The organism is Pseudomonas sp. 32_A (assembly GCF_017490905.1).
Classification (GTDB): domain Bacteria; phylum Pseudomonadota; class Gammaproteobacteria; order Pseudomonadales; family Pseudomonadaceae; genus Aquipseudomonas; species Aquipseudomonas inefficax.
The window spans coordinates 24,128-46,798 of the sequence record NZ_JAFGYI010000005.1; the positions used below are offsets into that span (position 1 = coordinate 24,128).

The 22,671-nt window shown below is 63.8% G+C and carries 20 protein-coding genes; 9 read left to right on the forward strand and 11 right to left on the reverse strand.

Translation table 11 applies throughout. From position 1 onward, the window contains the following. Position 1: 1 nt before the first annotated feature. On the reverse strand, positions 2 to 1,156 hold the full coding sequence (gene ttgA, locus J5M58_RS04650) for a toluene efflux RND transporter periplasmic adaptor subunit TtgA (protein ID WP_112250443.1): 1,155 nt from the start codon (positions 1,154 to 1,156) through the stop codon (positions 2 to 4). 257 nt (positions 1,157 to 1,413) lie between these two features. On the opposite strand from ttgA, the gene ttgR reads away from it, so the two are divergent. Further along, positions 1,414 to 2,046: an efflux transport transcriptional regulator TtgR gene (gene ttgR, locus J5M58_RS04655; protein ID WP_112250444.1), complete on the forward strand. Its 633-nt coding sequence runs from the start codon at positions 1,414 to 1,416 to the stop codon at positions 2,044 to 2,046. A 237-nt stretch (positions 2,047 to 2,283) separates the two neighbouring features. On the opposite strand, the gene J5M58_RS04660 is transcribed toward ttgR, so the two are convergent. Then, entirely contained in the window at positions 2,284 to 3,735 is a 1,452-nt protein-coding gene (locus J5M58_RS04660; protein ID WP_207877324.1) for an MDR family MFS transporter, read from the reverse strand. Between the two features lie 450 nt (positions 3,736 to 4,185). On the opposite strand from J5M58_RS04660, the gene J5M58_RS04665 reads away from it, so the two are divergent. Then, entirely contained in the window at positions 4,186 to 5,055 is an 870-nt protein-coding gene (locus J5M58_RS04665) for an oxaloacetate decarboxylase (RefSeq protein WP_025340480.1), read from the forward strand. A 147-nt stretch (positions 5,056 to 5,202) separates the two neighbouring features. On the opposite strand, the gene J5M58_RS04670 is transcribed toward J5M58_RS04665, so the two are convergent. Then, on the reverse strand, positions 5,203 to 6,108 hold the full coding sequence (locus tag J5M58_RS04670) for a LysR family transcriptional regulator (protein ID WP_207877326.1): 906 nt from the start codon (positions 6,106 to 6,108) through the stop codon (positions 5,203 to 5,205). Between the two features lie 104 nt (positions 6,109 to 6,212). On the opposite strand from J5M58_RS04670, the gene J5M58_RS04675 reads away from it, so the two are divergent. Both J5M58_RS04675 and J5M58_RS04680 read left to right on the forward strand, forming a co-directional pair. Further along, a complete protein-coding gene (locus J5M58_RS04675) occupies positions 6,213 to 7,088 on the forward strand; it encodes an MBL fold metallo-hydrolase (protein WP_112250448.1) in 876 nt (291 codons plus the stop codon). A 27-nt stretch (positions 7,089 to 7,115) separates the two neighbouring features. Further along, the gene (locus J5M58_RS04680) at positions 7,116 to 7,730 is read left to right on the forward strand and encodes an NAD(P)-dependent oxidoreductase (RefSeq protein WP_112250450.1); all 615 of its coding nucleotides are present in this window, start codon (positions 7,116 to 7,118) and stop codon (positions 7,728 to 7,730) included. Between the two features lie 98 nt (positions 7,731 to 7,828). Here the strand turns inward: J5M58_RS04680 and J5M58_RS04685 are convergent, their stop codons facing one another. Then, a complete protein-coding gene (locus J5M58_RS04685; RefSeq protein ID WP_112250452.1) occupies positions 7,829 to 8,704 on the reverse strand; it encodes a LysR substrate-binding domain-containing protein in 876 nt (291 codons plus the stop codon). A 114-nt stretch (positions 8,705 to 8,818) separates the two neighbouring features. Between J5M58_RS04685 and J5M58_RS04690 the strand changes: the two genes are divergently transcribed. Then, on the forward strand, positions 8,819 to 10,456 hold the full coding sequence (locus J5M58_RS04690; RefSeq protein WP_112250454.1) for a 5-guanidino-2-oxopentanoate decarboxylase: 1,638 nt from the start codon (positions 8,819 to 8,821) through the stop codon (positions 10,454 to 10,456). 134 nt (positions 10,457 to 10,590) lie between these two features. Here the strand turns inward: J5M58_RS04690 and J5M58_RS04695 are convergent, their stop codons facing one another. Continuing rightward, complete coding sequence (locus J5M58_RS04695; protein ID WP_112250456.1) at positions 10,591 to 11,511, reverse strand: AraC family transcriptional regulator; 921 nt, start codon at positions 11,509 to 11,511, stop codon at positions 10,591 to 10,593. Positions 11,512 to 11,713: 202 nt separating this feature from the next. Between J5M58_RS04695 and J5M58_RS04700 the strand changes: the two genes are divergently transcribed. Both J5M58_RS04700 and J5M58_RS04705 read left to right on the forward strand, forming a co-directional pair. Beyond that, entirely contained in the window at positions 11,714 to 12,007 is a 294-nt protein-coding gene (locus J5M58_RS04700; protein WP_112250458.1) for a putative quinol monooxygenase, read from the forward strand. Between the two features lie 81 nt (positions 12,008 to 12,088). Continuing rightward, positions 12,089 to 12,322 (forward strand): hypothetical protein, encoded by a 234-nt coding sequence (locus J5M58_RS04705; protein WP_112250460.1) that lies wholly within the window; start codon positions 12,089 to 12,091, stop codon positions 12,320 to 12,322. Here J5M58_RS04705 and J5M58_RS04710 read toward each other — a convergent pair whose 3' ends face one another. Together J5M58_RS04710 and J5M58_RS04715 are read right to left on the reverse strand one after the other, a co-directional pair. Further along, positions 12,323 to 12,928, reverse strand: a complete 606-nt coding sequence (locus J5M58_RS04710; protein ID WP_112250462.1) for a flavin reductase family protein — start codon at positions 12,926 to 12,928, stop codon at positions 12,323 to 12,325. Positions 12,929 to 13,046: 118 nt separating this feature from the next. Continuing rightward, the gene (locus J5M58_RS04715) at positions 13,047 to 13,412 is read right to left on the reverse strand and encodes a heme utilization protein (protein WP_025340471.1); all 366 of its coding nucleotides are present in this window, start codon (positions 13,410 to 13,412) and stop codon (positions 13,047 to 13,049) included. 343 nt (positions 13,413 to 13,755) lie between these two features. Between J5M58_RS04715 and J5M58_RS04720 the strand changes: the two genes are divergently transcribed. Further along, a complete protein-coding gene (locus J5M58_RS04720; RefSeq protein WP_112250466.1) occupies positions 13,756 to 14,508 on the forward strand; it encodes a hypothetical protein in 753 nt (250 codons plus the stop codon). Positions 14,509 to 14,667: 159 nt separating this feature from the next. Here J5M58_RS04720 and J5M58_RS04725 read toward each other — a convergent pair whose 3' ends face one another. The 4 genes from J5M58_RS04725 to bglX form a co-directional block, all read right to left on the reverse strand. Beyond that, the gene (locus tag J5M58_RS04725; RefSeq protein WP_075046206.1) at positions 14,668 to 15,987 is read right to left on the reverse strand and encodes an MFS transporter; all 1,320 of its coding nucleotides are present in this window, start codon (positions 15,985 to 15,987) and stop codon (positions 14,668 to 14,670) included. A 278-nt stretch (positions 15,988 to 16,265) separates the two neighbouring features. After that, entirely contained in the window at positions 16,266 to 17,600 is a 1,335-nt protein-coding gene (locus J5M58_RS04730) for a sigma-54 dependent transcriptional regulator (RefSeq protein WP_207877328.1), read from the reverse strand. Next, positions 17,594 to 19,351, reverse strand: a complete 1,758-nt coding sequence (locus tag J5M58_RS04735; protein ID WP_207877330.1) for an ATP-binding protein — start codon at positions 19,349 to 19,351, stop codon at positions 17,594 to 17,596. The genes J5M58_RS04730 and J5M58_RS04735 overlap by 7 nt, the downstream gene beginning before the upstream one ends. Positions 19,352 to 19,495: 144 nt before the next feature. Further along, on the reverse strand, positions 19,496 to 21,787 hold the full coding sequence (bglX, locus tag J5M58_RS04740; RefSeq protein ID WP_207877332.1) for a beta-glucosidase BglX: 2,292 nt from the start codon (positions 21,785 to 21,787) through the stop codon (positions 19,496 to 19,498). A 186-nt stretch (positions 21,788 to 21,973) separates the two neighbouring features. Here bglX and J5M58_RS04745 point away from each other — a divergent pair, with 186 nt between their 5' ends. Further along, positions 21,974 to 22,591, forward strand: coding sequence for a TPM domain-containing protein (locus J5M58_RS04745; protein WP_207877334.1), 618 nt, complete (start codon positions 21,974 to 21,976; stop codon positions 22,589 to 22,591). The last annotated feature ends 80 nt before the right edge of the window (positions 22,592 to 22,671 follow it).

Below are 22,671 nucleotides of genomic sequence, written 5' to 3' on the forward strand. Positions count from 1 at the left end.
TTTACTCCGCTTTGCCGTCTGCTTTCGCCGCGTTGGCCTGATCAGGGCTGGCCGGCTTCTTGACGTTGGTGGCTTCGCTGACTTTTACCTCTACGCCCGGGCGCACGTACTGCAGCCCTTCGGTGATCAGGCGGTCGCCCGGTTTGAGGCCTTCCTCGATCAGCCAGTCGCTACCCAGGGTACGGTTGGCCTTGAGCTGGCGCAGTTCGACCTTGTTCTCCTGGTTGACCACCAGTGCGGTCGGCGCGCCTTTCAGGTCGCGGGTCACGCCCTGTTGCGGGGCCAGGATGGCATTGGCGTTGACCCCGGCCTTGAGCCGCGCATGCACGAACATGCCGGGCAGCAGGGTGTGATCGGGGTTGGGGAACAGCGCGCGCAGGGTGACCGAGCCGGTGGTCTCGTCGACTGCGACTTCAGAGAACTCCAGGCGGCCTTCCTGCTTGAACAGGCTGCCGTCTTCCAGCACCAGTTGCACCGAGGCGGCGTTGTCGCCGGCCTTTTGCAGCTGGCCGCTTTCCAGGTCACGACGCAGCTTGAGCAGCTCGGCGGTGGACTGGGTGACGTCGACGTAGATCGGGTCGAGTTGCTGGATGGTCGCCATGGCATTGGTCTGGCCGTTGCTCACCAGTGCACCTTCGGTGAACGAAGAACGGCCGATACGGCCGCTGATAGGTGCCAGGACCTTGGTGTAGCGCAGGTCGATCTGTGCGCTCTTGAGCGAAGCCTCTGCCTGCAATCGTTTGGCATTGGCGTCGTCGTATTCCTGTTTGGAAACAGCCTGCTCGTCGATCAGCTGCTTATAGCGTTCGGCCAGCGAGCGGGTAGCTTGCAGGTTGGCCTGGGCATTGGCCAGGTTGGCTTCGTACACGGCAGGGTCGATCTGGTACAGCTGCTGGCCTTCCTTGACCTCGCTGCCTTCCTTGAACAGGCGCTTGAGGATGATGCCGTTGACCTGCGGGCGCACTTCGGCGACGCGGTAGGCAGTGGTACGGCCTGGCAGTTCCGTGGTCAGGGTGAAGGCCTGGGGCTGGATGGTCACGACGCCGACCTGAGGAGCCTGCGCCGCTGGCGCTGCTTCTTCTTTCTTACAGCCACTGAGCAGGGTTGCCAGGGCGACGGCGGAAACCAGAGCGGTAACGGCTGGCTTGAATTGCATGAGGATCCTCGGGTCGTCGGAGCTGGGAGACGCTCAAGAGTAATGGAAGAGTCTTGATCTGGAAAAATTGCTATCCGGTGGATAAATAGCTTGCTAAGGAATATACTTACATTCATGGTTGTTTGTAAATACCGCTGGGTTGTACTTAGGTACTGCCACAGCCCTTGATTAGCTCATCCGCGAGGCGCCCTGCAGAGGTGCCCCCGGAGCGTTCCCCGCCGCGCCGCGCGTTCGGGGCAGATGAGGTTTGTACTGCCATGGTCCGTCGAACCAAAGAGGAAGCCCAGGAAACCCGCGCCCAGATCATCGAGGCGGCGGAAAAGGCCTTCTACAAGCGCGGGGTTGCGCGAACCACCCTGGCCGACATCGCCGAACTGGCGGGAGTGACGCGGGGGGCGATCTACTGGCACTTCAACAACAAGGCCGAGTTGGTGCAGGCGCTGCTCGACAGCCTGCACGAAACACATGACCACCTGGCGCGGGCGAGCGAAAGCGAGGACGAAGTGGACCCGCTTGGCTGCATGCGCAAGCTGCTGCTGCAGGTGTTCAACGAGCTGGTGCTCGATGCCCGAACCCGGCGTATCAATGAAATCCTGCATCACAAGTGCGAGTTCACCGATGACATGTGTGAAATTCGCCAGCAGCGCCAAGGTGCGGTGCTGGATTGCCACCAGGGCATTACCCTGGCGTTGGCCAATGCCGTGCGCCGGGGCCAGTTGCCAGGCGAGCTGGATGTCGAGCGCGCGGCGGTGGCCATGTTTGCCTATGTCGATGGCCTGATCGGGCGCTGGCTGTTGCTGCCTGACAGTGTCGATCTGTTGAAGGATGTCGAAAAATGGGTCGACACCGGGCTGGATATGCTGCGCTTGAGCCCGGCTCTGCGCAAATGACACTTTGTTAAGGATTGTGAGGGAGTGTTGCCCCTTTGTGTTAAGGGGGGATTAATGCTTTCGGATTGCTCGGCTGTTCAGGTTCTGCTGGCGCGCCGAGGTCTCTGTGGGAGCGGGTTTACCCGCGAATCAGGCGCCGCGGTGGATGGCACGGGCTTCGCCCGTGTTCGCGGGTAAACCCGCTCCCACAGGGATCGCGCAAGCTTTAGAAATTGAGCAAGACAGTTGCTCCCGCATTCAACGTCCGCGCAGTTGCCGGTCCGGCAACGCCACTGCTGCTAACAGTCCGAGTACCGCCACCCCGGCACTCCCCATCAGCAACTGCCGGAACGTCTCCAGCAACCTCCCTTGGGTCACCAGGTCCACTTCGCCGGCCTTCAGGCTCCCCAGCAACGGATTACCCAACGACTCGAACCCGCCCTGGTGCAGTAGCGCCAGCAGCAGGCTGGACATGCACGCCACCCCCATGGCCCCGCCCAGCGAGCGGAACAGGTTGGTGGTGCTGGTGGCGACGCCGATGTCCTTGCTGTCCACCGCGCTTTGCGTGCCTACCAGCGAGGTCGGGAACTGCAGCCCGCAAGCGATACCGGTCAGCAGCATGAACAGTGCACTGAGCAAGGCCGATTGCGGCGGGGTCAGCGCCATGGCGAAAATGGCCAGCGGCATCAGCAGCGCACCGGCCAGGATCTGCGGTTTGTAGCGCCCGGTCAGGCTGGTCATGCGCCCGCCGGTAAAGGCACCCATGGGCAGCCCCATCACCAGCGGCAGGAGGTGCAGGGCAGCGCTGTCGGCACCGGCGCCGGTGATGCCCTGGTAGCGCAACGGCATGAGCATGGTCAGGGAGATCGACTGAAAGCTGGCGAAGAAGATCACGCCCCAGCACAGCACCGCCACGCGATTGCCGAACAGGCCGAGTGGCAGTAGCGGTTCCAGGCAGCGGCGCTCATGGACGATGAACAGCATCAGGCCCAGCGTGGCGCAGGCGAACAAGGCCAGCACGGCCGGGTCGACCCAGGCGTGGCCCTGGCCGACCAGGGTAATACCCAACAACAGGCTACCCAGACCGAGGATCAGCAACACGGCGCCCAGGTAGTCCACCCGCGCCTCACGGCGCTGCGCCGGCATGCCGCCGAGGGCGCGGCGGATCGCCCACAGTGCAACCAGCCCCAGTGGCAGGTTGATCCAGAACACCCAACGCCATGACAGGTATTCGGTCAGCCAGCCGCCCAGTACCGGCCCGGCGACACTGGCCACCGCGTACATGCTGCTGAAATAACCCTGGTAGCGGCCGCGCTCCCGAGGTGGCACGAAATCGCCGATGATCGCCTGGCTCACCGAGACCATGCCACCGGCGCCAATGCCCTGCAGGACCCGGGCCAGTACCAGTTGCTGCATGTCCTGGGCCAGGGCGCAGGCGATCGAGGCCAGGGTGAACAGGCTGATGCCGGTGAGGATCGTCCGGCGCCGCCCGTACAAGTCGCCCAGCTTGCCGTAGATCGGTACGGCCACGGTCATCGCCACCATGTAGCCGGAGATGACCCAGGCCAGCAGGCCGACATCGTTGAACTGCGCCGAGATCGCTGGCAGCGAGACAGCGACGATGGTCTGGTCCAGGGCGCCGAGGAAGATCGCCAGCATCAGGGCGGTGAGCACGTTGCGCAGGGTGGTGGGAGGCAGAGCGGCGGTCACGGGGATACCTTATATGGCGGCGGGCCTTCTTCGCGGGTAAACCCGCTCCCACAGGTCCGGTGTCGCTCCTGAGGATGGCGACGTCCCTGTGGGAGCGGGTTTACCCGCGAAGAGGCCAGCATGAAGTACGCGGATTGTAACCTGAGTTAGGTAGCTTCCTATGTACTATCTGCATCCCCTATGCAAGATCGGCATTGGCGCATTCATCCAGTGCTGCATGGCTGCGTGATATCGTTGGTATGCCACAGAGGCTGAAAACCGGGGCTTGCACCAGCTTGGTGCAGCATTATGCCGCAGGGTTTTCACGCCGCTGTCTCCCACACCTTTTATTCCTCTGCCTGCATGTCGAGCATGACCGCCCAAGTGACGACGGTTGGAACAGGCCAGGTAGACCCGATTACAGGGGTCGGTAGTTACCGTTCGAATTTCAACTTATTTTGCGGAGTGATCATGCCCAAGGCTTCCCATCAAGATCTGCGTTTTGCCTTCCGCGAGCTGCTCGCTTCAGGTTCCTGTTATCACACCGCATCGGTGTTCGACCCCATGTCGGCCCGCATTGCCGCGGACCTGGGCTTCGAGGTCGGCATCCTCGGTGGTTCCGTCGCTTCGTTGCAGGTGCTGGCTGCACCGGACTTCGCCCTTATCACCCTCAGCGAGTTCGTCGAGCAGGCCACCCGTATCGGTCGTGTGGCGCAACTGCCCGTGCTGGCTGACGCCGACCACGGCTATGGCAACGCGCTGAACGTCATGCGCACCGTCATCGAACTGGAGCGCGCCGGCGTGGCTGCGCTGACCATCGAGGACACCCTGCTGCCTGCCCAGTTCGGGCGCAAGTCCACCGACCTGATCCCGGTTGAAGAGGGCGTCGGCAAGATCCGTGCGGCGCTGGAGGCGCGGGTCGATTCCTCGTTGTCGATCATTGCCCGGACCAACGCTGGCGTGCTCACCACCGAAGAAATCATCGTGCGTACCCAGAGCTACCAGAAGGCCGGAGCGGACGGTATCTGCATGGTGGGAGTGAAGGACTTCGAACAACTCGAGCAGATTGCCGAGCACCTGACGGTTCCGCTGATGCTGGTGACCTACGGCAACCCGAGCCTGCGCGACGACGAGCGCCTGGCACGCCTGGGCGTGCGCATCGTGGTCGATGGTCACGCGGCCTACTTTGCCGCCATCAAGGCCACCTATGACTGCCTGCGGCTGCAGCGCGGCCAGCAGAACAAGTCGGAAAACCTCAGCGCCACCGAACTCTCGCATACCTACACCCAGCCGGAGGACTACATCCGCTGGGCCAAGGAATACATGAGCGTCGAGGAGTGACCTGATTCACCGGCAGGCGCAGCACTTGTGGGAGCGGCCTTGCGTCGCGAAAGGGCTGCGTAGCAGCCCCGACAGTATTGGATGTGGCGAAGATCAGGGGACCGCTTTGCGGTCCTTTCGCGACACAAGGCCGCTCCTACAAAAGCCTCACAGGTCCCGATCCCACTCCGGTTCGTCCTTGAACCGCTGCACCAGAAAATCCAGCATGCTGCGCAAGGTCGCCGGCATGTGTTTGCGTGAGGTGTACACCGCATTCAGGTTCAGTTCGCGTGGCCTGGCCTCGGGCAGCAGGCGCACCAGCTCGCCTCGGCGCAGGGCCTGCGCGGCCTGGTAGGTCGGCAGCATGGCGATACCTGCGCCGGCCAGCGCCGCCTTCTGCAGTGTCATCGCCTCGTTGGCACTGATGTTCCCCGCCACCGGCACGGCGACCTGCTGGCCGGCCACCTCGAAATGCCAGAGGCTGTGGCCGAAGTAGGCATGGGTCAGGCAATTGTGCCGGCTCAGTTCCTCGACCCGTTGCGGCGTGCCGTGCTCGCGCAGGTAGGCCGGTGCAGCACACACTGCCGAGCGGCATACGCTCAAGCGCCGGGCGATCAGGTTGGGGTCCAGGTCATTGCTGGTGCGGATTGCCAGGTCGATGCGCTCGTCCACCAGGTTGACCGTGCGATCGAGCATCTGCAGCTCCACCTTTACCCCGGGGTAGCGCCGGACGTAGGCGGCCACTGCATCCACCAGCTGGGCCTGGCCGAATGAGGTGCTGACACTGATGCGCAGCGCGCCTTTGGGCGCGTCATCCGGTTGCTGCACCGCGGCTTGCAAGTCGCCGGCCAGTTCCAGCAGTTGCCGGCAGCGGGGCAGGGTTTCCTGGCCGGCGGCGGTGAGGCTGAGCTTGCGTGTGGTGCGCTGCATCAACCGTGCGCCAACCCAGTCTTCCAGCTCTGCCAGGTAGCGCGACACCACCGGCCGCGACAGTTGCAGATGATCCGCCGCCGCCGACTGGCTGCCCAGGTCGACGACGGTGACGAAAACGCGCATGGCGTTGAGACGATCCATGGATTTGCCCGGTTTCAGAAACAAACTATGTTCGAGCATCGCATTTTTTGTCACGGATTGGGCAACTAAGCTGTTGGGCATTGTTCATCTGACGGGTGTTTGTGATGTCTCTTTTCACTCCCTTGCGTGGCCTGCTGCTGGCCTGTGTGACCCTGGCCGGCCCGGTGCTGGCTGCCGAACCCTTGCAGCTGGAGGTTTACAACCCCGGGCATGAGGCGATCTTCCCGGTCAGTTCGGTGATCGTCAGCGGCGAACACGACGCCATTCTCGTCGATGCCCAGTTCGGCAAGGCCCAGGCCGAGCAGTTGGTGCAGCGCCTGCGGGCAGGCGGCAAGCAGCTGACCAGTATCTACATCAGCCATGGCGACCCGGACTACTACTTCGGCCTGGATACCCTGACCCAGGCCTTCCCCGAGGCCAAGGTGCTGGCGTCGGCCGCCACGGTTGCCCATATCCGCCAGACCATGGATGCCAAACTGGCCTACTGGGGCCCGCAGATGGGCGCGGACAAACCGGCGCGGCTGGTGCTGCCGCAGGTGCTCGAAGGCAACCGCCTGATGCTGGAAGGGCAGGCCCTCGAGGTGGTCGGCCTCGACGGCCCGCAACCTGATCGCAGTTTCGTATGGGTCCCGTCGATCAAGGCGGTGGTCGGTGGCGTAGTGGTGTCGGAGAACATCCATGTGTGGATGGCCGACACGCAAACGGCCAAGTCCCACGCCGACTGGCTCGGCACCCTGGCGAACATCGAGGCGTTGGCGCCGCGCACGGTCATCCCCGGGCATTACCTGGGGGACAGCAGCCGATCGCTCGAGGCCGTGCGCTTCACGGCGAATTACATTGGTGATTTCGATGCCGAGACTGCCAAGACCAAAGACGCCGGTGCGTTGATCGCGGCGATGAAGCGACGTTACCCGAGCCTGGCCGATGAAAGCTCACTGGAGTTGGGGGCCAAGGTCGCCAAGGGCGAGATGAAGTGGTAATTCCGTTCAATTGATGGAGAGTATCCCATGAGCAAGATTGCAATCATCGGTGCCACTGGCCGCGCTGGCAGCCAGTTGCTGGAAGAGGCCCTGCGCCGTGGCCACAGTGTGCTGGCCATCGCCCGCGACCCGTCGCGGTTGCAGGGGCGGGACGGGGTGACCGTCCAGGCGCTGGATGCAAAGGACAGTGCAGCCCTGCAAGCGGCGGTCGCGGGTGTGGATGCGGTGCTGAGTGCGGCGCATTTCTCGACCATCGAGCCACACGCGATCATCGAGCCGGTCAAGCGGGCCGGAGTCAGGCGCCTGCTGGTGGTGGGTGGGGCCGGCAGCCTGTTGCTGCCGTCTGGGCATCGGGTAATCGACAGCCCGGACTTCCCCGAGGCATACAAGGCCGAGGCCACTGCTGGGGTGCGTTTTCTGGAAGCGTTGCAACGGGAGCCGAATCTGGACTGGACCTTCCTGTCGCCGTCGGCGGAGTTCGTTGAAGGCGAGCGTAGCGGGCATTACAAGCTGGGCAAGGATCATCTGCTGATCGGCGCGGATGGCAAGAGCTGGATCACCTTTGCCGATTACGCGATTGCCATGCTGGATGAACTGGAAAAGCCGGCGCATTCGCGGCAGCGTTTTACCGTCGGCTATTGAGTCGCCCTCTTCGCGGGTAAACCCGCTCCCACAGGTACTGCACTGATTTCGATACCGGTGTATTACTTGTGGGAGCGGGTTTACCCGCGAAGGGGCCCTCACTGGCTGGCCTGGCCCTCCAGCCAATCCAGCAATTCCACCAACCCCGGCGGCAAGCTCTTGCTCTGGCTCACCAGGTAATACCCCTTGCCGGTCATCACCTTCAGCGCAAACGGCATGCACAACCGCCCCCCGCGCAAGTCATCACCGATCAGCGACCAGTCGCCGATCGCCACGCCGGTCCCCTGCGAGGCCATGGCCATCGCCATATCCAGCGTCTCGAAATGCTGCTTCGGCCCTGGAGTGCCCAGTGTCACCCCGGCTGCCTGCAGCCATAACTCCCAGTCATGCTCATCTCGCGACGGGTGCAGCAGCATGTGTCGCGCCAGGTCCTCGACCTGCTGCAACGGTACCGGCCCCTGTTGCAGGGACGGTGCGCACACCGGTGTCAGCTGTTCATCGAACAGCTTGCGCACGCGCAGCCCGTGGTTCGGCGCATCGCCATACACCACAGCCGCATCGAAACCCTCGCGGCGAAAGTCCACCCCATGTTGCACCGTGGTGGTCAGTTCTACAGGCACATCCGGGCGTAGCGCCTGCCATTCCATCAGGCGTGGCAGCAGCCAGCGCATCACGCAGGTCGGTGCCTTGAGCTGCAAGGTAGCGGTGCGTCCACCCACCTCGCGCACCCCTTGTTCGATCAGCGCGAACACTTGCTGCACCCTTGGCAGCCAGTCCTGGCCTTCACGGGTCAGGCTCAGCCCACGGGCCTGGCGCTGGAACAAGGCATAACCCAGATGCTCCTCGAGGGCCGCGATCTGTCGGCTGACGGCGCCTTGGGTGATATGCAACTGCTGCCCGGCACGGGTGAAATTGCAGTGCTGGGCGGTGACCAGAAATGTATGCAGGGCGGGTAGGGGCGGGAGGCGTTTCATTGCACCAAGCCATGATTGCAGGACATGGCTAGTATGTGTTTTTTTGCATTGTGGCGATAGCCGTGGCTGGGTCCAATAAGGGCATAACCCAACCAAGATTCATGGTGAAACCCGATGGCAACCTGCGGCGAAGTACTGGTAAAACTCCTTGAAGGCTATGGCGTGGACCATGTCTTCGGCATTCCTGGCGTACATACCGTGGAGCTCTACCGTGGCCTGGCGGGCTCGTCGATCCGCCATGTCACCCCGCGCCACGAGCAGGGTGCCGGGTTCATGGCCGACGGCTATGCGCGCACCCGCGGCAAACCGGGGGTGTGCTTCATCATCACCGGCCCGGGCATGACCAACATCACCACTGCCATGGGCCAGGCCTATGCCGACTCGATCCCGATGCTGGTGATTTCCAGCGTGCAGTCGCGTGATCAGCTGGGCGGCGGCCGCGGCAAGCTGCACGAGTTGCCCAACCAGGCAGCGCTGGTGTCGGGTGTGGCGGCGTTTTCCCACACCCTGATGAGTGCCGATGACCTGCCGCAGGTGCTGGCCCGGGCATTCGCCGTGTTCGAAGGGGGCCGACCGCGCCCGGTGCATATCGAGATCCCGCTCGATGTGCTGGTCGAGCCGGCCGATCACCTGTTGCCGGGGCGCGTGGTGCGCAGCAGCCGCGCAGGGGCAGCGCCGCAGGCCGTGGCGCAGATGGCCGAGCGCCTGGCCAATGCAAGGCGGCCATTGATCCTGGCCGGGGGCGGCGCGTTGGCCGCGGGCGCTGCGCTGGCGCGCCTGGCCGAACACCTGCAGGCGCCGGTGGCGCTGACCATCAATGCCAAGGGGCTGCTGCCGGCCAGCCACCCGCTGCAGATCGGCTCGACCCAGTCTCTGCCTGCCACGCGGGCGCTGGTGGCCGAGGCCGATGTGGTGCTGGCGATCGGTACCGAACTGGCCGAAACCGACTATGACATTACCTTCAAAGGTGGTTTCGAGATCCCGGGCAGCCTGTTGCGCATCGACATCGACCCGGACCAGACCGTGCGCAATTACCTGCCGGCGCTGGCGCTGGTGGCCGATGCCGAACTGGCCGCCGAGGCGCTGCTCGGCGCCTTGCAGCCACTGTCGCAACCCGTGCGTGAAAGCACATGGGGGGCAGCCCGGGTGGCCAAGTTGCGCCAGGCACTGGCGGCGGGTTGGGACCAGCCGACGCTGAGCCAGACGCGTTTGTTGAATGCGATTCTCGAGCGCCTGCCCAATGCCATTCTGGTGGGCGATTCGACCCAGCCGGTGTACACCGGCAACCTGACGCTGGACATGGACCAGCCACGCCGTTGGTTCAATGCCTCGACCGGCTATGGCACCTTGGGTTACGCATTGCCAGCTGCCATGGGCGCCTGGCTGGGCAGCGCGGAACAGGTCGACGAGCGTGCCCCTGCGGTGTGCCTGATTGGTGATGGCGGTTTGCAGTTCACCCTGCCGGAGCTGGCCAGTGCGGTGGAGGCGCAGGTGCCGCTGATCGTGCTGTTGTGGAACAACCAGGGGTACGAGGAAATCAAGAAGTACATGGTCAACCGAGCGATCGAGCCGGTCGGGGTGGATATCCATACGCCGGACTTCATCGGTGTGGCGCGAGCTCTGGGCGCTGCGGCGGAACAGGTGGCAGACGTGGCGCAGCTGCAGGTGGCGTTGGGGCAGGCAGTGGAGCGCAAGGGGCCGACCTTGATCCAGGTTGACCAGAATCAGTGGCAGGGGGCTGTATTGGGTTGAAGTGAAGCTATTGTCTGTACCGGCCTCTTCGCGGGTGAACCCGCTCCCACAGGTACTGCACAGTTTTCAGTATCTGTGCAGTACCTGTGGGAGCGGGTTCACCCGCGAAGAGGCCGGCACAGGCAAAGCCAAACTCAGCCAGCAGTCGCTCGCAACCTGGCCACATCACGAATCGGCGGCGCGCCATACAGCCGGCTGTATTCACGGCTGAACTGTGACGGGCTCTCATACCCCACCCGGTAGGCTGCCACCGCTGCCTCGATCCCGTCATTGAGCATCAACCGCCGCGCCTCCTGCAGGCGCAGTTGCTTCTGGTACTGCAACGGGCTCATCGACGTCACGGCCTTGAACCGGTGGTGCAAGGTCGAGGTGCTGAGGTTGACCTCCCGGGCCAGGTCCTCGATGCGCAAAGGCAGCTGGTAGTTCTGGTTGAGCCAGGTGATGGCCTGGCAAACCCGGTGGGTCTGGCTGTTGGCCAAGGCGATTTCGTACAACCGATAGCCCTGCGGCCCGCGCAGCAGGCGGTACAGAATCTCCCGGCGGAACAGCGGCGCCAGCATCGCGATGTCGCGAGGGGTGTCCAGCAGGCGTATCAGCCGCAGCAAGGCGTCGAGCAACGCGGCATCGGTTCTTTCCACATACAAGCCACGACCGGAAGGCCGGTTGGGCACCAGCATCGGCCCGCTTTCGGCGATCAGCTGGCTGATTTCGGCCGGGTCCAGGTCCAGGCGCAGGCCAAGGCTCGGGTGCTCGGGGCTGGCATCGAGCCTGACGCCGCTAAGCGGCAAGGTTACCGAGACCACCATGTAGTGCAGCGGGTCGTAGGCGTACTGCTCGTCACCGAGGAACAGGCTTTTGCTGCCCTGGGCAAGGATGCACAGCGCGGGTTGCGCCAGGGTCGGTACCGAGCGCACGTTTTCGGTGTAGCGCACCAGGTACAGGTCGTCGATGGCCGATGCCGGGCCGTGAGGCTCACCGGCGTGGCGGCGGATCAGCTCGGCCAGCTCCTGGCGTTGCAGTTCCAGGCTCGGGTCGATGGACGTGGCGGTGGTCATGATGGCTTTCCTCTGCTGACCGACGCAGCATAGGTTTGGGCAATGGCGGGCGCTAGTCAAAAGCTGCACGCCGATTGCCTGATCCTGCCGTGCTGCAGGATCAGGCAATCGGCGTGCAGTAATGGCCTAACGCGTCGCGCGGGTGGGCCCCTAACCTTGGCAGCCTGGCTTTTCCGTCCGCCTGCTTCAAGGAGATTGTGCAATGACCCCGACACAACCGGTCACCCACCTTGCTTTCATCCGTGCCAGCAGCGGGCGCTCGGCGGAGCTGGGCGCGCGCCTGCGTGACCTGCTCGAGCCCTCGCTGCGGGCACCGGGTTGCCTGAGTTTTACCGTGCAGCGCTCGCAGGCTGATGCCGATTTATGGTTGCTCAGTGGCAGCTGGCGGGATCAGCAGGCGATGAGGGGGTACTTTGCTTCGCCGACGCTGGAGGTGTTTGGTGAGCTGGTACAGGCACAGGTGGTCAGCAGCCTGGATCTGCATACCTTTGATTGATCTGTCGCCTGTGCCGGCGATAGGGCCGGAGCAGGCAATAGGGTAAAATGCCGGCCCTCGATCAACCAAGCGGATAGCAACATGGCACGTAGGGAGTTCCCGCATTTCGAAGCGGTTTCGGCGATGGTCCCGGTGGAAGGTGGCGGCTACAACGCAGCCATCGCGGTAAAGGCCCTGGGCATGGGCGGCGCGCCGCGCTTTCACAAGATTCTCGACGGCCAGGTGTTCAAGGGCGCCGTGGCCGCCGATGAAGCGGCCACGTCCGAGCTGCAACGCCTGCAGGGCGTCAGCGAAGAGGGTGAGCTGATCTGGTGATCAGGCCGGCGGGCGGGCCATCTTGAACAGGTTGCCCAGCTCGAAATAATCTGCCGGGCCGCCGCCACGCAGGATCGGCTCGGCGGCAGCGGTATCGTAGATGCCGTTCTTCAGCAGGTGCTCGGCAATGTGCACCGCCACCACTTCACCCAGAATCAGCCAGCTGGGCACCAGTTCCTGGTCGGCCCGCTTGAGCTGGACGATCTGGCTGACCTTGCACTCGAAGGCCACCGGGGTTTCGCCGACACGCGGCACGTTGACGATGCTCGACGAGGTGGCGGTGAGGCCGCTCAATTCGAATTCGCTTATCTCGGCGGCAACCGGTGCGCAGCTCTGGTTCATCTGTTCGGCCAACGGGCGGGTGGCCAGGTTCCAGACGAACTCGCCGGTCTGCTCGATGTTGTTAAGGCTGTCTTTGCGCCCGACGCTGCAGAAACCGATGATCGGCGGGATGTAGTTGAAGGCGTTGAAAAAGCTGTAGGGCGCCAGGTTCAGGCGGCCTTCGCGGTCCTGTGAGGAGATCCAGCCGATAGGGCGGGGGCCGACGATGGCATTGAAGGGGTCGTGGGGCAGGCCGTGGCCTTTGGCGGGTTCGTAGTAATACATCTGTGCTGGGCTTGCTGGCCCTACCTCCTGGTGGACAAGGTGCCTAGTGTGCCAAGCCTGTGCCTGTCTGCAAATGATCAAGCCCGGCCGAAGCCGGGCTGGGTGCTCGCATCAGGGATCAGCTGATGCGGTGGGCGTTGGTGCGATCGAAGCCATCTTCGGCGAAACGTTGGCCGCCAGTGCGGTCGAAGCCGTCTTCAGCGAAGCGCTGGCCACCGGTGCGGTCGAAGCCGTCTTCAGCGAAGCGCTGGCCACCGGTGCGGTCGAAGCCGTCTTCGGCGAAGCGTTGACCACCAGTGCGGTCGAAGCCGTCTTCGGCGAAGCGCTGGCCACCGGTGCGGTCGAAACCATCTTCAGCGTAGGCAGCGGATTGGCTCTGGGTCGCTGCGAAGGTGTGGGCGTTGGTGCGGTTGAAGCCATCTTCGGCGAAGGCGCCAGCAGCGAAAACCGAGAGGGCCAGGGTAAGGATCAGTTTGTTTTTCATGGTCATTGCTCCGGGGGTTCTTGAGGTTGTTTGTTTCTATGGGTTTGATCCTACGCCGATTTATTTGATTAAAAAGCGCAAATAATAGTGATTAAAAATCGAATAATTCGATATATGTCGACGCACATCTTGTCGCTCAGGCAGCTGTTCTGGCTCAGGATGTGTCTGCTCATGCGCCGACGTTCTGCCAGCCATTGCAGCTTGGGGGAGTGGAATTAATCGGGCGTTAAGGATGAAAAATCTGTCATGGAAGGGTGCTCAACGCATTTTTCATGCATCACCAACTGATTTTTCAAATGCTGCTCAGCACCATCGCCGCACCTCAAACCGGAGCGGCACAACAATGAACAAACTTCCGCAAATCACCTTGGCCTTCTGGGTCATGAAGATCTGCGCTACCACCCTTGGCGAAACGGCGGGTGATTTGCTGTCGATGACCCTGAACATCGGCTATGCCCTCAGCTCGCTGCTGCTGATCAGCGTGTTCCTGCTGACCTTGCTCGGCCAACTGTACTCGCGCCGCTACCACCCGATGCTGTACTGGCTGGTGATCCTCTCCACCAGCACCGCCGGCACCACCATGTCCGACTTCATGGACCGCACCCTGGGCCTGGGCTACGCCGCGGGTTCGGCCATCCTTGTCGGCATCCTGCTGCTGACCTTCCTGGTATGGCGCTTGAGCGGCAACCCACTGGATGTCACCCGCATCAAGAACCGCACGGGCGAATTGTTCTACTGGGTGGCGATCCTGTTTTCCAACACCCTCGGCACCGCGCTGGGCGATTACCTGGCCGATGACTCGGGGCTTGGTTTTGCCGGTGGTGCGTTGTTGATCGGCAGCGCCATTGCCTTGGTCGTGGTGGCCCGCTACTGGACACGCATCCCAGGCGTGGTGCTGTTCTGGGTTGCGTTCGTGCTCACCCGCCCGTTCGGCGCCACCTTGGGCGACTTCCTCACCAAACCCCACGATAAGGGCGGCCTGGACTTCGGCACGGTCGGCTCTTCGGCGGTGCTGGGCGGGGTGTTGCTGGTATTGGTGCTGATGGCCACCTGGTACCAGCGCCGTGAACCGCGTCAGGCGTTGGAGATGTCCTGAGTGTTGATGCGGTAGCGGGTACTGCGGCCCCCGCCAGGAAGGCATGATTTGTTCCGTGAGCCGAATAAGGCCGTCAATCGGCTCACAGGCTACCGCGTATCACAAAAAAGGGTCGCTCCATGCAATGGAGCGACCCTTTTCAGTATTGCCAGGCCAGCATCACTCAGTGGTAATCCGCGAGTGCTGTTTGGTGTCCTTCATGGTCGCGTAAACCAGCAGCGAGCAGGCGATGCAGGCGGTGACGTACCAGTAGAAGCCACTCTCCATGCCCGCGCTCTTGAACCACAGGGCCACGTACTCGGCAGTGCCGCCGAAGATCGACACGGTCAGGGCGTACGGCAGGCCCACGCCCAGGGCGCGGATTTCGGTAGGGAACAGCTCGGCTTTGACCACGGCGTTGATCGAGGTGTAGCCGCTGACGATGATCAGCGCCGCCATGATCAGGAAGAACGCGCCCCACCAGGTCTGGATGGTGTGCAGGGTGCTGAGGATCGGTACGGTGAACAAGGTGCCGAGTACACCGAAGGCGATCAGGATCGGGCGTCGACCGATCTTGTCGGACAGGCCACCGATCACTGGCTGCAGGCACATGAACAGGAACAGCGTGGCGGCCGAGATGGTGGTCGAGTCGCTGATGCTCATGCCCACGGTGTTGACCAGGTACTTCTGCATGTAGGTGGTGTAGGTGTAGAAGGCCAGGGTGCCGCCCATGGTCAGGCCGACCACGGTCATGAGCTCCTTGGGGTGGCGCAGCAGGGTGCGCATCAGGCTTTCCTTGGCCTTTTCCTTCTTGGTGAAGGAGGCGGTTTCTTCCATGCCGCGACGCAGGTACAGGGCCACCACGGCGCACAGCGCACCGATCACGAACGGTACGCGCCAGCCCCAGGCATACAGCTGCTCGGTGGTCAGGGTCTGTTGCAGGACGATCAGTACCGCCAGGGCAATGAGCTGGCCGGAGATCAGGGTCACATACTGGAAGCTGGAGAAGAAGCCACGGCGGTCCTTGCTGGCCATTTCGCTGAGGTAGGTGGCCGAAGTGCCGTATTCACCACCCACCGACAGGCCCTGCAGCAGGCGTGCGATGACCAGCAGGATTGGCGCGGCGACGCCGATGGTTTCGTAGCCCGGGGTCAGGGCGATGACCAGCGAGCCGGCGCACATCAGCAGCACCGAGGCCATCAATGCGGCCTTGCGGCCTTTGCGGTCGGCGTACAGGCCCATCAGCCAGCCACCGATCGGGCGCATGAGGAAGCCCACGGCGAAGATCGCGGCGGTATTGAGCAGTTGTGCGGTGGAGTCGCCGGCCGGGAAGAAGGCCTTGGCGAAGTACAGCGAGAATGCGGCGTAGACGTACCAGTCGTACCATTCGACCATGTTGCCGATGGACCCGCTGAAGATCGACTTCAGGCGGCTGGCGGTGGTTTTTTCTGTGGCAGGCGCGGTGGCCGCCCCGGCTGGCAGGGAGGTGGCATTATCCATCAGGGATACCTTCTCGTTGTTTTTGTGGAGCGCGCCGTAGCGCAGCTTGCCAAGGCAATTGCAGAAGGTGTGCCAAATGGGTGCATTGGGCTTCAAGTTGGAGCGCTGCGCGCCCCTTCGCGGGCACGCCCGCTCCCACAGGGACCGCGTGACGTCTGACTCTTCGCGTTTCTCTGTGGGAGCGGGCATGCCCGCGAAGGGCTGCAAGGCAGCCCCCAAGAATCGTGTTGATGAGCGGCTTTTTGCTTACTGGTTGAGTGCTATAGGCGGATTTCCGCTTATTCGCGCCCTGTAAAATCCTCGCGCACCAACCCATGCCGCTGCATCTTCTCGTTCAGCGTGCGCCGCGGCAGCTGCAACGCTTCCATCACTGCATTGATAGCGCCCCCATGCTGGCGCAGCGCCGCGCGCAGGCATTGCGCCTCGAACGCTTCCATCTGCTCGCTCAACGACTGCCCGGCAGGCGCCACCTCGATGTTCGGCGAGCCCAGCCCCAATGCATGCCGTTCCGCCGCGTTGGCCAGTTCGCGCACGTTGCCCGGCCAGTCATGCGACAGCAACTGCGCCAGTTGCGCGCCCGACAGTGGCGGGGCTGCGCGGCCAAGCTTTTCGCCGGCGGCACGGGTAAAGTGCTCGAACAGCAGTGGAATGTCCTCACGCCGTTCACGCAATGGCGCCAGGCGCAGCTCGGCCACGTTCAGGCGATAGGCAAGGTCTTCGCGGAAGCGCCCGGCGCGGGCTTCTTCGAGCAGGTCGGGCTTGGTCGCGGCAATGATGCGCAGGTCGACGCTGATGCTCTGGTTGGCCCCCAGGCGCTCCAGCTTCTGTTCCTGGATCACCCGCAGCAGCTTGGCCTGTTGGGCCAGGGGCATGCTTTCGATTTCGTCGAGGAACACCGTGCCACCGTTGGCGTACTCCAGCTTGCCGATGCGCTTGCCCTGGGCACCGGTAAAGGCGCCGCTTTCATGGCCGAACAGCTCCGCCTCGAACAGCGACTCGGGGATGGCTGCACAGTTGAGGGCGACGAACGGCTTGCCGGCGCGCGGGCCGAAGTCGTGCAGGCAGCGGGCCACGCGCTCCTTGCCACTGCCGGTTTCGCCGCGGATCAGCACATTGACCGGAAGGCCGGCCAGGTCCAGTACTTGCCGACGCAGCTGTTGTAGGCCCTGGGACATGCCCAGCAGCGTGCATTCAAGGCGTGACTTGAGGTCGGCCTGCTCGTGCAGCCGGCGGTTTTCCAGGACCAGCTGGCGCTTTTCCAGGGCCCGTCGCAGGCTGCCCAGCAGGTGCTGAGGGGTGAAGGGTTTTTCAAGGAAGTCGTAGGCCCCGCTGCGCATGGCTTCCACTGCCATGGGCACATCACCGTGGCCGGTCAGCAGGATTACCGGCAAGTCGGGGTCGTCCGCCTGCAGGCGTTCGAGCAATTGCAGGCCATCCATGCCCGGCATGCGTACATCGCTGATGATCACCCCGGGAAAGTGCCGCGGCAGGTGTGCCAGGCATTCTTCGGCGCGGGCGAACAATTGCACGCTGAAGCCGGACAGGCTCAGCCATTGCTCCACCGCGGTGCGGATACTGGCTTCATCATCGACGACGATCACTGAATTCAACATACGGGCTCCAGGTCACGGGGCAGGGTAAGGCTCAGGCGCGCACCGCCAGGCAGGTTTTCGGCCTGCAGCTGGCCACCGGCCTCGTGGACGATGCCGTAGGAAATGGCCAGCCCCAGCCCCAGGCCTTCGCCCACCGGCTTGGTGGTGAAGAACGGGTCGAAGACCTTGGCCAGGTCGGCTTCGGCAATGCCGCCACCCGAATCCAGCACGCTCAGGCGCCACAGCTCGTCATCGGGCTCGATGCGGATCTCCAGGCGTTTGTAGCGCTTGTCGGCCATGGCGTCGAGGGCATTGCGCAGCAGGTTGATCAGCACCTGCTCCAGGCGGATGGCATCGCCGCGCACCCAGGCCGGGCGCGCCAGGTACAGTGCCACCTCCACTTCTTCGCTGCGAATGCGCGCTTCCAGCAGGTGCAGGGCCTGGTCGACCACGGTTGCCAGGTCGAGGCGCTCGCGCAGGCCGACCGGGCTGTTGCGGGCGAAGGTTTTCAGGTGGCTGGTGAGTGCTGCCATGCGTGTGAGCATCTGCTCCAGCGGGTCCAGTGCCTGGCGCGCTTCGTCATATCGGCCATGGTCGAGCAGCAGGCGCAGGGTTTCCAGCTGCATGCGCTGGGTGGTCAGCGGCTGGTTTATTTCATGGGCCATGGCTGCCGACATCTGCCCCAGTGCGGCCAGCTTGGCCGATTGCACCAGCCCCTCCTGGGCGGTGCGCAGTTCACGGGTGCGCTCCTCGACCTGACGCTTGAGCTCCTCCCGGCTGCGCTGGCGCAGGCGGGCCAGGCGCAGGCGCTGGCTGACGAACAGGGCAGCGAACACCAGGCTCAGCCACACGGCAGCGGCACCGAGGGCGGCATTGCGACCGTCGGCGGCCACCTGCGGCTTGCGCAGCAGATGCAAGGTCCAGTTTTCACCTTCCAGCGGCAGGCTTTCCCACAGGTAGTCGGCGCTACCCTCCGGGCCTTGCACGCGGCTGAGGGTACTGTTGGCGGCAAAACGGGTCAGCACCTGGTGCTGCAGCGGCACCAGCGGTTGCTTGTCGTACTGACGGGTTTCGGCCAGCTCGGCACGGTCGGCCCCCGTGAGTGGCTGCAGCTCGCGGTAGCGCCAGCCGTCCTGATTGGCGATGAAGGTGATGCCACGGGCATCGCTGACCAGCAGGATGTCGCTGCCCTGGCGCCACTCGCGCTCCAGTTCGGGGAACTCCAGCTTCACCACCATGGCGCCGAGGAAGCGGCCCTGCTCGTCGTCCACCGCGCTGGCGAGGAAGTAGCCCGGCACGCCACTGGTCACACCTACTGCGTAGAAGCGGCCACTGCCCTGGCTGCGGGTTTGCTTGAAATAGGGGCGAAAACCATAGTTGGAGCCCACGTAGCTGCTGGGCAGCCGCCAGTTGCTGGCGGCGATGGCCAGGCCGGTGCGGTCGAGCAGTTCGAGGGTGGAGGAATTGGCGGCGCCGTTGATGCGTTCGAGCTTGCGGTTCAGGGCGTCCTGCACCGGTTCGCTGACCGGGCCACGCAGGGCGGCGATCAGTTCCGGGTCCAGCGCCAGCACGGCGGGCAGGGCGCGGTAGCGATCGATCAGTGTGTGCAGGGCATTGGCATACAGGCCCAACTGCTGGCTGGCACGCTGGACGTCGGCTTCCATGGCCTGGCGCTTGGCCTGGTGCATGGCCCAACCGGCGCTGAGGGCCGTGCCCAGCACGATCAGCAGGGTGATCAGCCCCAGACGCAGGGCGCGAAAGGAAAAGGGCATGGGGCGGATCCGAATGATTGGATATCGGGGCCGGCCTCTTCGCGGGTGAACCCGCTCCCACAGGTATCGCGCAGGTCATCTGCTTGCGGGGTACCTGTGGGAGCGGGTTTACCCGCGAAAGGGCCGGTACAGGCGACGTGTCAGTTACAGCAATTCAAAGCTCTGCTGCTGCACCGCCTGGGAATCCAGCCCGACCTGGACATTGAATTCCCCTGGCTCGGCAACCCGCTGCAGCTGGCCATTGTAGAACTTCAGGTCTTCTTCACTGATGCGGAAGCTCAACGTGCGCGACTCGCCAGGCTTGAGCATCAGCTTCTGGAAGTTCTTCAATTCTTTCACCGGGCGGCTCATCGATGCCGATACATCCTGCAGGTACAACTGCACCACGGTCTCGCCTGCCACCTTGCCGGTGTTCTTCACCGTCACCTTGGCTTCCAGCGTGTCGCCACGCTTGAGGTCCTTGTTCGACAGCTTCAGCCCCGACAGCTCGAAGCTGCTGTAGCTCAGGCCATAGCCGAACGGGTACAGCGGGCCATTGGGTTCCTCGAAGTACTGCGAGGTGTAGTTGCCCGGCTTGCCCGGCGTGAAGGGCCGGCCAATACGAGTGTGGTTGTAGTACATCGGGATCTGCCCGACCGAGCGCGGGAAGGTGATGGCCAGCTTGCCGGACGGGTTGTAATCGCCGAACAGCACATCGGCGATCGCGTTGCCGCCTTCGGTACCGGCGAACCAGGTTTCGAGGATGGCGTCGGCCTGCTCGCGCTCCCAGGCAATCGACAGTGGGCGGCCGTTCATCAGCACCAGCACCAGCGGCTTGCCGGTGGCCTTCAGCGCCTTGATCAGCTCCCGCTGGCTGGCCGGGATTTCCAGGGTGGTACGGCTCGACGACTCATGAGACATGCCGCGGGATTCGCCGACCACTGCAACCACCACATCGGACTGCTTCGCCGCCTTCACCGCCTCGTCGATCAGCACCGCAGGCGGGCGCGGGTCGTCGACGATTTCCGGGGCATCGAAGTTGAGGAAGTTCAGGTAATCGAACATCGCCTTGTCGCCGGTGACGTTGGAACCTTTGGCGTAGACCAGCTTTGCCTTGCCCTCCACGGCGCGGCGCAGGCCTTCGCGCACGGTCACCGAATGCGCTGGTTTGCCGTCGGCAGCCCAGCTGCCCATCATGTCGATCGGGGCATCGGCCAGCGGGCCGACCAGGGCGATGGTGCCGGCCTTTTTCAGCGGCAGGGTCTGGTTGCGGTTTTCCAGCAGCACCAGGCTGCGGCGCGCCACGTCACGCGCGGCGTCGCGGTGCAGGCGGTCGTTGCCGTAGTAGTCCTTCAGGTCGGTTTCGGCCTTGCCGATGCGCACGTACGGGTCCTTGAACAGGCCCATGTCGTACTTGGCACCCAGCACTTCGCGTACCGCCTGGTCCAGCTCGCCCTGGGTCACTTCGCCGGATTTCAGCAGGCCTGGCAGCTCTTCGCCATACAGGGTGTCGTTCATGCTCATGTCGATGCCGGCCTTGATCGCCAGCTTGGCGGCTTCGCGGCCATCGCGGGCGACGCCATGGCGGATCAGCTCCTGAATGGCACCGTGGTCGCTGATGGTCACGCCCTTGAAGCCCCACTCCTTGCGCAGCAGGTCGTTCATCAGCCAGGTGTTGGAAGTGGCCGGCACGCCGTTGATCGAGTTCAGCGCCACCATCACCCCGCCGGCACCAGCGTCAAGCGCGGCGCGGTAGGGCGGCAGGTAGTCGTTGTACATTTTCGGCAGGCTCATATCGACCGTGTTGTAGTCGCGCCCGCCTTCCACCGCGCCATACAGGGCGAAGTGCTTGACGATGGCCATGATGCTGTCAGGGTTGGCCGGGCTGCTGCCCTGGAACGAGCGGACCATCACCTGACCGATCTTCGAGGTCAGGTAGGTGTCTTCGCCGAAGCCTTCACTGGTACGGCCCCAGCGCGGGTCGCGGGCGATGTCGACCATCGGTGCGAAGGTCATGTCCAGGGCGTCGGCCGCGGCTTCGATGGCGGCGGTGCGGCCGACCTTGGCGACGGCGTCCATGTCCCAGGTCGCGGCCATGCCCAGGCCGATCGGGAAAATGGTGCGTTCGCCGTGGACGGTATCGTAGGCGAAGAACATGGGGATCTTCAGGCGGCTGCGCATGGCCGCGTCCTGCATCGGCCGGTTCTCGGGCGCGGTACGCGAGTTGAAGGTGCCACCGATGCGGCCGGCGGCAATTTCCTCGCGAATCTTGTCGCGGGGCATTTCCGGGCCGATGCTGATCAGGCGCAGCTGGCCGATTTTCTCGGCTTCGGTCATCTGGCTGATCAGATGTTCGATGAACGCCTGCTTGTCCTGCAGGGGCGGGGCGGAGGGGGCGGCGAGGGCCGCCTGACTGGCAAGGCCCATGGCCAGGCCCAGCAAAGACAGTTTCATCATCAATTCCGTTGTGGGGCCTCTGCCGTATCCACGGTGATACGCGCGCGGCCGGAGTTTTCAGGCGGCTATTGTTGTACGATTTGCAGGCATTTCTTCCAGCGGCGGATTATGCCTGAATATGTCGCCTGCGGACGAAGCCCCGAGTGCCGGGACAACAACTATAAGAACGCTCAAGAGACCGACGGCATGACACCCCTCGACGAATACCATCAGCGCCAGATCGCCGAAGCCATTGCCCGTGCCGAACGGCGCACCGATGCCGAACTGGTGACGGTGCTGGCCCGCCGGGCCGACGACTATGCCTACTGGCCTTTGTTCTGGGCCGCCGTGCTGGCGCTGGCCGTGCCGGGCCTGTTGCACTGGCTGCTGGGTTGGCCCAGCGTGCGTGGCTTGCTGGTAGCCAATGTGCTCCTGTTTGTCGGCTTGTGCCTGCTGCTGCGCAGCCCGCGCCTGGCCGGCTGGCTGATCCCCCGGGCCCTGCGCCGCTGGCGCGCCTCGCGCCTGGCCCGCCAGCAGTTTCGCGAACAGAACCTGCAGCGCACTGCTGGTGCCACGGGCGTACTGATCTTCGTCAGCGAGGCGGAGCGGCATGTGGAGATCCTGGTCGACCGTGGTATCGAGCACCATCTGGATGCCACCGCCCGCGCGGCCATCGTCGCCCGCCTTGCCGAACAGGTACGCCAGGGCCGCACCTTGCAGGGGTTTGTCGAGTGCATCGAGGCGTGCGGCGAACTGCTCAGCGAGCATGTGCCGCCTACCCATGCGCGTAACGAGTTGCCCAACCGGCTGGTGATTCTCGATTGAGCCGAACCTCGATGGCTTGACGCGCCCGCTCCTATGGAACTGCACATAACTCATTGAATCAGCAGGGACTCTGTGGGAGC